12 protein-coding genes are annotated in these 13,683 nt (G+C 37.6%); 7 read left to right on the forward strand and 5 right to left on the reverse strand.

What is annotated here, in order from left to right; all coding sequences use genetic code 11:
- Together porZ and recO are read left to right on the forward strand one after the other, a co-directional pair.
- Positions 1–2,253 carry a type IX secretion system anionic LPS delivery protein PorZ gene (porZ, locus tag IW16_RS08375; RefSeq protein WP_034742122.1) on the forward strand — a complete coding sequence of 751 codons (2,253 nt, stop codon included), beginning with the start codon at positions 1–3 and terminating at the stop codon, positions 2,251–2,253.
- Positions 2,253–2,939 (forward strand): DNA repair protein RecO, encoded by a 687-nt coding sequence (gene recO, locus IW16_RS08380; protein ID WP_034742125.1) that lies wholly within the window; start codon positions 2,253–2,255, stop codon positions 2,937–2,939. The genes porZ and recO overlap by 1 nt, the downstream gene beginning before the upstream one ends.
- A gap of 33 nt (positions 2,940–2,972) precedes the next feature.
- On the opposite strand, the gene IW16_RS08385 is transcribed toward recO, so the two are convergent.
- Both IW16_RS08385 and IW16_RS08390 read right to left on the reverse strand, forming a co-directional pair.
- Positions 2,973–5,630: an MGH1-like glycoside hydrolase domain-containing protein gene (locus tag IW16_RS08385; protein ID WP_034742129.1), complete on the reverse strand. Its 2,658-nt coding sequence runs from the start codon at positions 5,628–5,630 to the stop codon at positions 2,973–2,975.
- Positions 5,631–5,663: 33 nt separating this feature from the next.
- Positions 5,664–6,473, reverse strand: coding sequence for a glucose 1-dehydrogenase (locus IW16_RS08390; RefSeq protein ID WP_034742133.1), 810 nt, complete (start codon positions 6,471–6,473; stop codon positions 5,664–5,666).
- A 210-nt stretch (positions 6,474–6,683) separates the two neighbouring features.
- Between IW16_RS08390 and IW16_RS08395 the strand changes: the two genes are divergently transcribed.
- The 4 genes from IW16_RS08395 (at position 6,684) to IW16_RS08410 (ending at position 9,968) form a co-directional block, all read left to right on the forward strand.
- Entirely contained in the window at positions 6,684–7,613 is a 930-nt protein-coding gene (locus tag IW16_RS08395; protein WP_165571972.1) for a heme-binding domain-containing protein, read from the forward strand.
- 1 nt (position 7,614) lies between these two features.
- Positions 7,615–8,085 carry a hypothetical protein gene (locus IW16_RS08400; RefSeq protein WP_034742138.1) on the forward strand — a complete coding sequence of 157 codons (471 nt, stop codon included), beginning with the start codon at positions 7,615–7,617 and terminating at the stop codon, positions 8,083–8,085.
- A gap of 109 nt (positions 8,086–8,194) precedes the next feature.
- Positions 8,195–9,220 (forward strand): sensor histidine kinase, encoded by a 1,026-nt coding sequence (locus IW16_RS08405; RefSeq protein ID WP_034742141.1) that lies wholly within the window; start codon positions 8,195–8,197, stop codon positions 9,218–9,220.
- The gene (locus tag IW16_RS08410) at positions 9,201–9,968 is read left to right on the forward strand and encodes a LytR/AlgR family response regulator transcription factor (RefSeq protein WP_034742144.1); all 768 of its coding nucleotides are present in this window, start codon (positions 9,201–9,203) and stop codon (positions 9,966–9,968) included. Before IW16_RS08405 ends, IW16_RS08410 begins: the two co-directional genes overlap by 20 nt.
- 29 nt (positions 9,969–9,997) lie before the next feature.
- Here the strand turns inward: IW16_RS08410 and IW16_RS08415 are convergent, their stop codons facing one another.
- The gene (locus IW16_RS08415) at positions 9,998–10,471 is read right to left on the reverse strand and encodes a GNAT family N-acetyltransferase (RefSeq protein ID WP_034742147.1); all 474 of its coding nucleotides are present in this window, start codon (positions 10,469–10,471) and stop codon (positions 9,998–10,000) included.
- A gap of 6 nt (positions 10,472–10,477) precedes the next feature.
- Entirely contained in the window at positions 10,478–11,095 is a 618-nt protein-coding gene (locus tag IW16_RS08420) for a DUF1684 domain-containing protein (protein WP_034742149.1), read from the reverse strand.
- Between the two features lie 134 nt (positions 11,096–11,229).
- Here IW16_RS08420 and IW16_RS08425 point away from each other — a divergent pair, with 134 nt between their 5' ends.
- On the forward strand, positions 11,230–12,813 hold the full coding sequence (locus IW16_RS08425; protein ID WP_034742774.1) for a GMC family oxidoreductase N-terminal domain-containing protein: 1,584 nt from the start codon (positions 11,230–11,232) through the stop codon (positions 12,811–12,813).
- On the opposite strand, the gene IW16_RS08430 is transcribed toward IW16_RS08425, so the two are convergent.
- Entirely contained in the window at positions 12,810–13,682 is an 873-nt protein-coding gene (locus IW16_RS08430) for an AadS family aminoglycoside 6-adenylyltransferase (protein WP_034742152.1), read from the reverse strand. The genes IW16_RS08425 and IW16_RS08430 overlap by 4 nt on opposite strands.
- Between the last annotated feature and the right edge of the window lies 1 nt (position 13,683).

Here is a 13,683-nt window from a genome sequence, read left to right on the forward strand (position 1 = left end):
ATGAAAAAACTCTCTTTAATCTCTCTGGGTATTTTAGCCTCCCTGCAATTCATGAATGCGCAGGTGATTTCATCAAAAAAATGGACAGATCATTTTTCTTACAATAATGTCCTTGCTATGAAGGAGGACAATGGGAAAATAATTGCCGCTACTGAAAACGGGGTATTCTACTATACCATTTCAACCGGAGAGGTTACTAAGCTGTCAAAAGCCAACGGTCTTCATGATGTCAATATCTCTGCGTTCGACTATAATCCCCAGACCAAAATAGGGGTGATAGGATATGCGAACGGTGCTTTAGACATTATAACACCAAAAGAGATTAAATATGTTGTAGACATACCTATCGCCGCAGGCTATAGCGGCAGTAAGAGTGTTAATCATATTTCTATTACAGGAGATCAGGCGGTTATTTCTGTAGGATATGGACTTTCTATATTCAATCTTAAAAAACTGGAATTCGGAGATTCTGCATTTTTCATGAACGGCGGTATATATGAAGCCAGCAATGAAGCAACTATTTTTGGAAGTAAGGTATATTCGGTTACGAACAGTGGTCTGAAAAGCCACGAAATGAATATCACATTCCCGGTATTCTCCACATGGACTACTGAAATACCAGGGTCATTCAAGCATATTGATGCAGAAGACACTTCTCTTATTTATTCTTCTGCAACCTCTGCATTTATCTATAATAACGGCACCCCTACTCCGCTTCCTACAGCTTTCGGAAATATCAGGGATATTGTTTTAAGTTCAAATAATATTGTCGTAACGGACAACAGAATTTACACATTCGGCCTAAATGGGATATCATTAAATGCTGTAAGTTTGGGAGAAGACTGTAATACAGCTATTACCGTAGGCAGTGGAAAAATATACGGAGGAACTATATTATCCGGAATAAAAGACGAAAGCAGTACTACTTATAAACCCTCAGGTCCTTATTCCAATTCCTCCTACAAGATCAATCTGTATGATAATAACCAGATGCTCGTATCATCCGGGGCGAGAATAGGCAGATATAATCAGGCATATTTAAATCCCAAAAAACCAGGTTTTTATTATTTTAACGGATCAGAATGGATATATCCTTCCTTTTTTTCAGGAGCCACTTCCCGAATTAATGTACTGGATGCTGTCCTAAACCCAACCGACAACAGCGAAGTTTTCTTCACCAACTATATAGGTGTTGCCCAAGGTGAAGGAGTCTATAGAATGAAGTATAATGCAAGCAATAAAGATTTCGACTTAATGAAATACTATACAGGACCTTTTCGTCCTGTCGGTTTTGCAACAGACAGCCAAAATAATCTTTTTGTATCCATTGCAGCCAATGGAGGCAGCCCATCTGTATGGATTTATGATAAAGCAGCGGACAATTTTGTCTTAAAAAAAATAATACTATCCAGCGATGGCGCACAAAAGCCTATTATTCATGAAGATATGCTTTGGATGCCTTTACCAAGAACCAATAATTTTCTGGTATATGACTATAAAAATGCGCTTAATCTTTCTGATGATACCGAATACATATTAAAAGATTCCAATGGTTTCGCAGGAAATTCAAAAGGAACGCTATCAGTAGCATTTGACAAATCCGGAGATGCCTGGATTGGCACCGATAGTGGATTAAGAATAATGTCTAATGCTACTACAGAAATAAAAACTCCCGAACCCAAAGTAAATCCTATTATTATTGAACAAAACGGGCTTGGAGAGGAACTTTTCAGAGACGGTCAGATCCTCCAGGTAGAAGTAGATGCAGGAAATTACAAATGGGTTTCTGTAGACGGAGGTGGTGTATATTACCTTTCTGCTGACGGACAACAGACGATAAAACATTTTACAAAAGAAAATTCCCCACTTCCTACCAATTCTGTTACCGACATAAAAGTGGACAAAAAAACGGGGAAAGTATATTTTGTAACTTTCAATGGTATTGTAGCCTATCAGGGCGATGTGGCAGATGTTACGTCTAACTTCGGCAAAATAGTAGTTTACCCTAATCCTGTAGTATATTCTAACTTTAAAGGAAAAGTTACTATTAAAGGACTTGCAGAAAAAACAAATATCAGAATCACAGATGCAGCAGGAAATGTCATCCACTCAGCGGTAGCAAGAGGAGGATATTATGAATGGGATCTTAATAATCAGAAGGGCACCAGAGTAGCGTCAGGTATTTATTTTGTATTGATGACCAATGAAGACGGTTCAGATAAAGCTACTGCAAAAATAGGAGTAGTCAATTAATGAATTCACAAAACGGATTTTTATTATCTTTCATAAAATACGGTGAAAATGATGCAGTTCTGCATTGTTTTACAGAAGAGGATGGCTTTCAGACTTATTTCGTAAAAGGGATCTACTCCAAAAGAAATAAAAAGAAAGCCCTGCTTCAGCCTTTGAATATGCTGAACTTTACCATTAATCCTACAAGAGGCAATGGAATACCTTTGGTTTCAAGATTTGAACTGGTGAAAAATCATGACATATATATGGATATCAAAGCCAATACTGTCATATTTTTCGTTTCAGATTTCTTAAACCAGGTCTTAAGGCACGAAAATAAAAACCCAGATCTCTTCTTCGGGATCGATAAATTTGTCAGTGAACTGACAGACAAAAACTATCAGTGCCATCTCCTTTTTTTAATTATGATTTTAAAAATTCAGGGGGTTGCACCTTTAATAAACAACGGATCCTATTTAGATCCGGAAACAGGAACGTTCTCTGCTACTCCATGCCATCAGTTATTCAATGAAGAAATATCGGGGATCTGGAAAATAGCTCTGTGCTCAGAAAACATCTATATAACAAAGATTCATCCCTCTTTACGAAAGGATTTCATGGACAGCCTCTTAGTGTATTATCATTATCACATTACTGATTTTAAAGTACCGGCATCGCTGGAAGTCATTCAGCAGATCTTTGAGTAAGGTAAGTTAAGTCGCTTATTTCACACCATTCTTTTAGCTTTTTACTTCCCCTGGCAGTTCTGTTTCAGATTCCGCGATTTCTTTTTTGGAATATCTTGGCAGCAGAATTTTTGCGATCAACCCCGTCCATCCTGTTTGGTGGGAAGCTCCTACTCCTCTTCCGGTATCACCGTGAAAATATTCATAGAATAAAATATAATCTTTGAAATCGGGATCGGTTTGAAATCTTTCATATTGACTATTGACAGGCCGGTTTCCATTTTCATCCTTTAAAAATATTCCAGCAAGTCTTTTGCTTAACGAGTCGGCGATTTGGTCCAGATTAGAGTAATTTCCGCTTCCTGTAGGATATTCCACCAGGAAATCGGGGCTGTAATAAAAGAAAAAACGCTGCAGACTTTCAATGATCAGAAAGTTAATGGGAAACCAGATGGGTCCACGCCAGTTGCTGTTTCCTCCAAAAAGGCTACTGTCACTTTCTGCGGGGGTATATTTTACACTGTAATCTATTCCATTTAAATTTAAAGTATATGGATTTTTCTCATATTCTTTAGATAAGGCCCGTACTCCGTAATCACTTAAAAATTCTTCAGGATTCAGCATTCTTTTAAGTAACCTTTTTAAACGGTGTCCCCGAAGTAATGACAAAAGGTGTTTGGAATCCTGCCCTTTTACTTCCCATCTTGATACGAGTGAGGCCAGTTCCGGTTTATTCTCAAGAACCCATTTCATTCTTTTCTTGAAATTCGGAAGTTTTTCTATCATTTCATCATCAATCACCTCAACGGCAAACATTGGTATCAGTCCAACAATTGTCCTCATTCGAAGATACATATGCCCGCCATCACTGGAAGCAATCGCGTCATAGAAAAATTCATCTTCCTGATCCCAAAGGCTAAATTCCTCATCGCCCATATTATCCAGTGAATTGGCAATAGCAAGGAAATGTTCAAAAAACTTCATTGCCATTTCCTCATATACATTATTGTATAAAGCCAGCTCAAGGGCAATCCTCATCATATTCAAAGCAAACATAGCCATCCAGCTGGTTCCATCGGACTGTTCCAGCTGTTCACCATTTGGAAGTGTGCTGTTCCGGTCAAAAACTCCAATATTATCGAGTCCTAAAAAGCCACCTTCAAAAATATTGTTGCCATTGTTGTCTTTTTTATTGACCCACCATGTAAAATTCATCAGTAACTTCTGGAATGCACTTTCCAAAAACTCAATATCCGGTTTTCCTTTAATGTATTCATCAATTTTAAAAACTCTGAAAACAGCCCACCCGTGGACTGGAGGATTTACATCGCTGAAGTCCCATTCATAAGCAGGAAGCTGGCCGTTGGGGTGCATATACCATTCGAACAGGAAAAGTTTCAACTGGTATTTGGCAAAATCGGGATCGATCAGGGAAAAGCTGATCGCATGAAAGGCCAGATCCCACGTCGCATACCATGGATATTCCCATTTATCCGGCATCGAAATGATATGTTCATTATTGAGATGTTTCCATCCATAATTTCTGATCTTCTCACGGGATTTGGAAGGAGGTACTTCTGCAGGATCTCCTTTTAGCCACTTTTCTACATTATAATGATAGAACATTTTATTCCACAGCATTCCTGCAAAAGCCTGTCGCTGCACCATTTTTTCATCTTCCGACTCTATTCCTTTCTGAATATGGACATAAAACTCATCTGCTTCCTTTTTTCTCAGGTTAAAAATCTCTTCAAAATCAGCAAATGGTTCCTTTAATTCTTTATCTGTAATTCTAAATTCAAAAGTCTTAGACTCTCCGCCCTTTACTGTCTCATCAATAAAAAAGGATGCTTTTGTTCCGGTCCCTTTCGGATCTATAGCCTGCGAGCTTCCGTGAATAACGAAATCATTGATTCCATCTTTACAGTATTTTGACTCATTGACGGACTGATATAATCTTTCATTATTAGTTTCATTATTGCAGAACAATGTTTTCAATGAATCTCTTGCATAGATATTTTTAATCTCAAGATCTCTGTGACTGATGCTGATACGGTCTGCATCCTCACTATCCATTTGCGGTTTGTAATCGTCATAACCCCAGTTCCATGTATTTCTGAACCATACGGTAGGCAATATAACAATAGGCGCTTCTTTTTCAGATTTATTGATGACGGTAAGTCTAACCAAAATATCGTGCCCGCTCTCTTTAGCATATTCAATAAAGAGGTCAAAATATTCATTCTGATCAAAAACTCCGGTATCGATCAACTCATATTCAGGCTCATTTTTATTTCTTTCTGCATTGGTTTTTAGCAGGTCTTCATAAGGGAAGGCATTCTGTGGATATTTATAAAGCATCTTCATATAAGAATGCGTTGGTGTAGAATCCAGATAATAAAAATACTCCTTGACATCCTCCCCATGATTTCCCTGTCCGTTGGTAAGTCCAAAGAAACGTTCCTTCACCATTTTATCTTTCTTGTTCCAGAATCCTATCGAAAAAACAAGTTTCTGGAGATCATCACAGATTCCACAAATACCCTCTTCACCCCAACGGTAGGTTTTGGCTTCTGCTGTATCGTGCTTGGTATAGTTCCATGCATCTCCGTTTTCACTGTAATCTTCACGAACCAGCCCCCATTCACGATTGCTGACATAGGGTCCCCATTTTTTCCATGAAACATCTGAAAGTCGTTGTTTTTCGATCATAAGTGTGTAAATTATATTGATAAAACTGCGCGCCTATCCACCTGTAGAAAAGCTTTCGAAAGTGGTCATTCCTCCGTCTACAAAGATGCTGGTTCCGGTGATATAATCCGCCAGATCACTTGCGAGAAAGGCAGCTAAATTTCCAATATCCTGAGGCAGTCCTATTCTGTTGTATGGAATGAGGTTAAGCAGTGAATTCAAAGCTTCAGGAGTACTCCATGCATCTTTATTGATGGGTGTCTGAATAGCACCTGGACATATGGAATTTACACGGATCTTATCTGCTCCGTACTCTTGTGCAAGGGTCTGCATCAACATGCGGATGGCTCCTTTACTCGAAGCATAGTTGGCGTGGCCCGCCCATGGAATGATTTCGTGAACTGAACTGATATGAATAATTTTTCCGCAGGCAATTGAACGGGATGGATCAATACCCCTTCGCAGAAATTCTTTAATTGCTTCCCTTGCACACAGAAACTGCCCTGTAAGATTAACTCCAATTACGGCATTCCACTGATCGAGGGTCATTTCAGTAAATTTGGCATCTTTTTGAATTCCTGCATTATTGATCAGAATATCTACAGTCCCGAATTGGGAAACTGTATCCTGAAACATTTTGATAACCTGATCTTCTTTGGATACATCACACTGATAGGTCATTCCCCGTCCTCCCGCATCTGTAATTTCTTTCAAAACAGCCTGCGCTTCTTCTACAGATCTTTCTGAGGAATGATTGATGATAACTGTTGCACCTGCATTGGCAAGAGATTTTGCGATTCCCGAACCAATTCCGCTTGAGGCTCCTGTAACGACAGCTAGCTGATTACGAAGTGATATTTCCATATTTTACGATTTGATGTTACTCAAAGTTATGGAAAGAATTCAGGAGGAAGGAAATTTAAAATTTAAAATTTTCTTAAAGTTTTTTAGACCAAACCTTATCCTTATGAACGTTTAAAGAATAAAAATGAACGTTTCGCCTGTTTTTCTGCTTTTGATAAAAAAAACATTTTTTACTTTGTACCCAATTCAAGCATATTTATGAAAAACAAGATGACTAAAATTGGACTTGCCCTAACAGGTATTTTTGCACTCATGCAGCTTTACCGTCCGAAAATAGATAAAGGGCATTATGAAAGCCAAAAAAAAGTGTTTCCTCACGAAGTACAGGCCATTCTAAAGAATTCCTGCTACGACTGCCATTCCAACCAACCGGATTTAAAATGGTTTGATCAGATAGCCCCGGCCAACTGGATCGTGGCAAAGGATATAAACAAGGCAAGAAGTGTTTTAAATTTTTCGGAGTTTGATCAACTTCAAAAATCAGATCAAAATACAAAAGTTTGGGGAGCTGTTAATAAAATTATACTGGGAGCAATGCCATTAAAAAACTATCTGGCATTACATCCGGAAGCAGCAGTATCCAAAACTGATCTGGAAATACTCAAAAAATATGCACTTACATTAGCTCCGGAACAAAAACAGGATACAGCAAAAAATCATAAACTCAGTACACAGTATAAAGCATGGCGTAACAATGATATAAAAACGCCCAAAACATTACCTGTAGCGGTAAACGGAATTGCTTACATTCCGGAATATAAAAACTGGACCCCTATCAGCACAACACAAAGAATCGACAATGGAACTGTCCGTATAATTTTCGGTAATAGCACTGCCATAAAAGCTATAAAAGACCATAAAACCAATCCATGGCCTGATGGAACTATAATTGCCAAGGTCAACTGGGAATCTTTGACTACTCCAGAAGGGAATATTTCTCCCGGTGCTTTCAGAGGCGTCGAATATATGATTAAAGACCGTAAAAAATATGCTTCTACCAAAGGATGGGGCTGGGCAAGATTTCTTACGGCAGAAATGAAACCTTATGGAACTGACGCCAGCTTTACCAAAGAGTGTGTCAGCTGCCATTCACCTGTAGCCAATACCGATTACGTTTTCACCTTACCAATGCAACACTAATATGAAATACCTTATCATTACCATCACATTATCTTTTTTGCTATGCTCATGCAATGAAGCGCTCCTGGAAAATAGAAATCAATCTGCCTCTCTTCCTGAAAAATTTAATTTCGAAGAGATGAAGCTCAAAACAATTACAACTTTTATTAATACACATAACTATACAACAAGTACATTATATGGAAATGAAAATGCCTACAAAGCGATGTTAAATTCAGGCTCCATAAATAACGATAAAACGTTAGTACTGATCACATGGAAACAGAAAGATGACCCTAATTGGTTTGGTGCAAAAATCCCAGGCTCACTGGTAAGCATTGAAACTTTAAAAACAAATACCACCTTTAAAGATGAACACAATATTGTGTATGAATTTTTACCTGGTAGCCATTCAGAAAAAATCATCCCGACATCCGATACAGACAAGCGAATCAAAGATATTTTGACATTGCAGCCTGCAGTCATGCCTTAAAAGAGAAATCTTATACTTGAAATTTTTGTTGAACTCTATTTCCATTCAATAATTAACATTGAATTTTTGTAACTTGTTGAAGCCAGTTTTAATTTTTCAAAATAATCACATGCAACCGAATAGAAATACCTTTACCGTTTCCCCCAAAATAATATGGCTAAGTTCCATATTTATGGCTATTTTGGCATCTATTCCAAAGGTTCTCCAGATTAATATTACAAAATCAGAACTGGCTGTAGATGCCGGAATGGCTTTCATTTATACCTTATTTATATGGTATTATAATCTATACTGTCTTCCTAAGTTTTCAATATCAGGAAACAATCAGAATCAACTTCCTAAGAAACTTATACTCAGCTTAATTTCAGGAACGATTTTTATGGCTTTAATCGTCGCTTTGTACCATCTCATTTTCTCACATTACCAATTTCTACCAATGTTTCTTATGTATCAGTTCAGAGGAATTCTAATTAATCTGACGATTTTTTTACTGATTCACTTCATTTATCAAAGCTATGATACCCAACAGGTAAAATTACAACTTGAGAAAATAAAAACAGATAATCTGAATGCTCAATACGAGTTATTAAAACAACAGGTAAATCCTCACTTTTTATTCAATAGTCTCAATACGCTCAAATCAATGATCGATGTACATGATAGCCAGGCATCAGATTTCGTTGTAAAATTATCCAGTTTCTACCGTTTTTCCCTTGAAAGCAGAAGGGAGAATGTGGTTTCCCTTGATAAAGAAATCGCTATTTTGGAAGCTTATACGTTCCTCCTAAAATCACGGTTTGAAGATGGTTTCCGGATTGAAATTTCAATTTCAGACAAAAGCAGAAAGTCTATAATTCCTCCTTTTACCATGCAGCTTCTTATTGAAAACAGTATTAAACATAATATTGTGTCATTAAACAAACCTATACACATTTCCATCTTTGAAGATGACAATGATCTGGTAATTCGAAACAATATACAACCCAAAAAAAATGTAGAACAATCATCTGGAATTGGTCTGGATAATATAAAAGGAAGATATGCACACCTAACAGATCAACATGTGAAAGTGATCCATGATAAAGAATTTTTTATTGTTAAATTACCGCTTATTTATGAATATTCTCATTATTGAAGATGAAATAAAAGCTGCTAAAGTACTTGCAGATAATCTTAAGAAAATAAGGTCTGAAAGTCATATTCTCAGTATTTTACAAAGCGTAGAATCTGCAGTAGATTGGCTGCAGAATGAAACTCTGCCGGATCTGATATTCATGGATATCCAATTAGCAGATGGTAAATGTTTTGAAATTTTTGAATCTGTTGATATCAATATTCCCGTTATATTCTGTACTGCATACAGTGATCATACTTTTGAGGCTTTCCGAAATAATGGAATAGACTATATCCTTAAACCTTTTACGCCAAATGAGATTGAGTTATCATTACAAAAACTCGAACAGTTCCGTAATTACTTTCAAAAACAAAATTCACCAGCGGAACTTTTACAGATTATAAAATCGGTGTTTCCCTCCGAAAAAGCAAAAACTAATTTCCTCATCTTTTCACAAAACAGATATTTAAATATTCCTTCCATAGAAATCTCCTATTTCTGTAAAAAAACTGAAGGTACATTTTTATCAACAACTGAAAATAAGATGTATCCAATGAAAGAAACATTAGAGGAACTCCAGCGGCAGGTAAGTCCTGAAGATTTTTTCAGGGTCAACCGACAATATTTGATCGCTTTCAAAAGTATCAGAGAAGTGCAACACTATTTTCACCGAAAACTTTTGATAATACTGGATGTTGAAACATCTGAGAAGGTTTTTGTGCCCAGAGAAAAGACAACTCTATTCCTGGAATGGCTGGCAAATCGTTAATCAATGAAAGAAATACATTAACTCAATTCTTAAAGTTTCTTATACATCAGATATTGCAGACCGCTTCTCCCCATTCTGCTTTTACCTTCGTACACATATCCTGCTTTCAGGTAAATATGACAGGCGGAATTATTTTTTTGATTGACCGCAAGCACAATTTCGTTACAGTCAGGAAAGTTTTTTTTCACAAAATCATCAACAATCTGCATCGCTGCTTTTCCGATTCCTTTTCCCTGTACATTGGGATTGATAGATAAAGACCTCAGCAAAACAGATTTTTTGTTATCGGTCAATTCGAATTTATCTTCTCCAAAATCCAGCACAAAAAATCCGCACGGTTTCGCGTCGTCAAAAACAGTAATGGCAAACGCATTAGAATCGTTCCTCTCTTCGGTTCTTTGCAATGCCTGCTCTACTGTTGAAGTATACTGCAGCTGATTTTCATCCAATACATAATGAAGCTCCGAAAAGTCTTCCTGCTTAAAAAACTCTAAACTGACCATATTATTCTAATGATGATATACATCGTTATACATTACTCCTGCCCTGATTTCCACCGGAAGCCTGTTCTCTTCAGGAACCACCGGGCAGTTATAATCATAAGCATTATACGCACAATAAGGTTGGTATGACTGGTTAAAATCCAGAATAATAGTTTTTCCTTTCGGAATCTTCAGATCCATATATTTTCCGCCCCCATAAGTTTCTTTTTCGTTGGTCGCATCCCGGAAGGGAAGGAAAAGATGGTCTTTATATTTTTCCTGTTTGATGAGATCCAGACTTTGGTATATCGTCAGGGTATAAGGTTTTCCATCCAGATCAAAGACTACTTTTCCATATTCACGGTAAGATTTGGTTTTACCTGAAGATGTCGGAAGATCAAAAGGCTGTGCATCTTCAGTCCTGGTTAATTTTGCTGTAACTCTGTATTTTAAATCCACAGGAAAGAATGGATGTTCTTTAAAATTGGTAAAATTATCTCCACGTAAAGGTGTTTCCTTTGGATTTAGATACTCTTCGTTGAGTTCGTTCTGAAATTTCCTGATCTCCACGATCTCTTTTGAAACTTTTTTTTGAGATAAAATAAACAGTGGAAACAGCAGAAGTATGATTAAATATTTTTTCATGGATGCTTCAAATTATAAGTAAAACTATGAATTTTTCATGGCTTGAAAAGTTAAAATTGTAATAAAAAAGCACAATCTGTTTTAAATAATAAGTGTTCACTTTCTTTTAGCATATTTTTTGACTCATGGAGCATATGGACAGAAAGAAATTCATCAAGACCGGTATTCTCGCAGTATCGGGATTTTACTTCCTTAACTCGAACCTGTTTCAGGCGGTACAGCCCAAAGCCGACAGAGGAGAAAAAATAGTCATAGATGCTCCCATTCTAATTATTGGAAGTGGATACGGGGGTGCTGTTTCTGCCCTTCGTCTTTGTGAAGCAGGAAAAAAAGTCGTTATGCTCGAAATGGGTCTTAACTGGGAAAAATCCGGAATTCCTTTTTCTAACCTTCTGAAGCCTGGAAAAAGCGCGGCATGGCTTAAAAAGAAAACAATATCTCCGTTCATGAATATTTTTTCTTTAACTCCTTTTACCGGAACGCTGGACAGGATGGATTTTGAACACATTAATATCTGGGTTGGAAGAGGTGTTGGCGGTGGTTCTCTTGTCAATGGAGGAATGGCCGTTACGCCTAAGGAGAGCTATTTTAAAGAAGTTTTCCCTGATCTTGATGCAGACCAGTTTTATAATACTTATTTTCCATTGGTACACAAAGAACTTAAAGTAAATGTTATCAGTGAACAGTTTTTAAAAGACTGCCCCTACTATAAATTTACGAGAGTGGGTGAAGCAGAAGCCCATAAAGCAGGATTCAAAACCATACGGGTTCCGAATGTGTATGACTTCCAGTACATGGAGAAGGAGTACAGAAATGAGGTGCCCCGATCTGCTCTGAATACTGAAGTCATCTATGGAAATAACCACGGTAAAAACAGTTTGGATAAAACATATCTTAAAAAAGCTATGGAAACCGGAAATCTTGAGATTCTGGACCTTCACTGTGTTGATAATATAAAGCTTAATGACGACACAACTTATACTTTGGAAGTTCAGCAGACTGACACTTCAGGAACTGTGGTTTCCGATAAGGTATTTAACTGTAAAAAGCTGATTCTAGCCGCAGGAACAATGGGAACTTTAAAACTGTTATTAAAATCCGCGGCCGTCAATAATTTACCTGTTCATGAACAAATCGGAAAGAGCTGGGGAAATAATGGCAATTTCATGACCGGCAGAAACTGGGTAAAACCTTTGTCTGGCGGAACGGGATCCAAACAGTCGACTATTCCTGTAGGTGGTATAGATAACTGGGACGATAAAGAACATCCTTTCTTCACAGAGATCGCACCGCTTCCTATGGGAATGGATGTAGCAACCGCATTATATCTGCTTATTAACAGAGTAGATAAAAAAGGCTCGGTTTCTTATGATGCCTCGACAAAAAAACTCAGCTTGGACTGGAACGGGAGCAACACTGCTAAGATGAGAGAAAATGCGGATTATTTTATAAAAAAAATGAACAGAGCCAATGGCGGAACAAGAAGCCACTTCCTGTTCAATAACGGTTTCGGGGCTGATGTTTGTTATCATCCTCTGGGTGGCTGTGTATTGGGTAAAGCAACCAATGAGTATGGAAAATTAAAAGACCATGACAACCTCTATGTTCTGGATGGTTCTTTAATTCCCGGAACAATCGGTGTCAATCCTTTTATGACGATCACTGCTATCGCGGAATACTGTATTGAAAATTTAATCAGACAAAATGAATTTGCTTAAGGCTGAGGCATAGATCTTATCTCATCAAGGTATTTTCGGATATCATTTTCAAGCTTATGAGGATATTCAAAACTGAGACGATATGACAAAACGGTACCAAGCTCATGCACCAAATCTGCAGCAGAGTACAAAGCACTCCAGTTATCATTGATATTACTCCCGGAGAATGTAGCTTCTATTTGCTTCCAAAGTTCTTCAGGCAGATATTTTTTAAAAAGGCGTCCGTGTTTATTCGTGGTGATGTTTTTCCAGTTATAGGTACTGGCAATATACCATTCGATAAGAGGTACCAGATAATCTGTTCTGATCACATCTTCAGACATGAATTTAGCATAAAACAAATCATCCCGTTTAAGGCATTTTGCCACATAGGTTGTATCCCACCAGAAATCATTGATCAGCTGCCGGAATCTCTTTTCTGACGGCTGATGGATCATGACAGACCGGTAGGTTGGTGGTTGTAGATCTTTAGTTAAATCATCTTTATCAATCAGAACTTTGTAACCAACATCCCAATCATCGGGAAGGGCTTCTTCATGAACCTCTTTAATAAACTCTGACTTTTGATACAGCTTAAAATCAACCTTCACATGATCCGCGTACAATACCATTTTCATAGCATGTTTTCCATCAAAATAGCTATCATCTTCCTCTATCATTGAAATCGGCGTACCGAAAAGATCAATCCATTGATTATTGGCCTGATATTCCTGCATATTTTCAAAGACGAGCTCAATATCAAGGTCGCTGAAGTCATCGACCGGAGCGTGAGGATTTACCAATGAACTGGTCAGCAATACAGCACGGATATCAGAATTACTTTCTGCCCAGCTGATGATTCGCTCAAGCTTGTCCTCCCGTGCTTTCATT

Source organism: Chryseobacterium vrystaatense (assembly GCF_000737765.1).
In the GTDB taxonomy this organism is placed as follows: domain Bacteria; phylum Bacteroidota; class Bacteroidia; order Flavobacteriales; family Weeksellaceae; genus Chryseobacterium; species Chryseobacterium vrystaatense.

What these genes read in the sequence shown, in the direction of transcription:
- porZ (WP_034742122.1), top strand. Translation starts at nt 1, where the DNA reads ATGAAAAAACTCTCTTTAATCTCTCTGGGTATTTTAGCCTCCCTGCAA.
- recO (WP_034742125.1), top strand. Translation starts at nt 2,253, where the DNA reads ATGAATTCACAAAACGGATTTTTATTATCTTTCATAAAATACGGTGAA.
- IW16_RS08385 (WP_034742129.1), bottom strand. Translation starts at nt 5,630, where the DNA reads ATGATCGAAAAACAACGACTTTCAGATGTTTCATGGAAAAAATGGGGA.
- IW16_RS08390 (WP_034742133.1), bottom strand. Translation starts at nt 6,473, where the DNA reads ATGGAAATATCACTTCGTAATCAGCTAGCTGTCGTTACAGGAGCCTCA.
- IW16_RS08395 (WP_165571972.1), top strand. Translation starts at nt 6,684, where the DNA reads ATGACTAAAATTGGACTTGCCCTAACAGGTATTTTTGCACTCATGCAG.
- IW16_RS08400 (WP_034742138.1), top strand. Translation starts at nt 7,615, where the DNA reads ATGAAATACCTTATCATTACCATCACATTATCTTTTTTGCTATGCTCA.
- IW16_RS08405 (WP_034742141.1), top strand. Translation starts at nt 8,195, where the DNA reads ATGCAACCGAATAGAAATACCTTTACCGTTTCCCCCAAAATAATATGG.
- IW16_RS08410 (WP_034742144.1), top strand. Translation starts at nt 9,201, where the DNA reads ATGAATATTCTCATTATTGAAGATGAAATAAAAGCTGCTAAAGTACTT.
- IW16_RS08415 (WP_034742147.1), bottom strand. Translation starts at nt 10,471, where the DNA reads ATGGTCAGTTTAGAGTTTTTTAAGCAGGAAGACTTTTCGGAGCTTCAT.
- IW16_RS08420 (WP_034742149.1), bottom strand. Translation starts at nt 11,095, where the DNA reads ATGAAAAAATATTTAATCATACTTCTGCTGTTTCCACTGTTTATTTTA.
- IW16_RS08425 (WP_034742774.1), top strand. Translation starts at nt 11,230, where the DNA reads ATGGACAGAAAGAAATTCATCAAGACCGGTATTCTCGCAGTATCGGGA.
- IW16_RS08430 (WP_034742152.1), bottom strand. Translation starts at nt 13,682, where the DNA reads ATGAAAGCACGGGAGGACAAGCTTGAGCGAATCATCAGCTGGGCAGAA.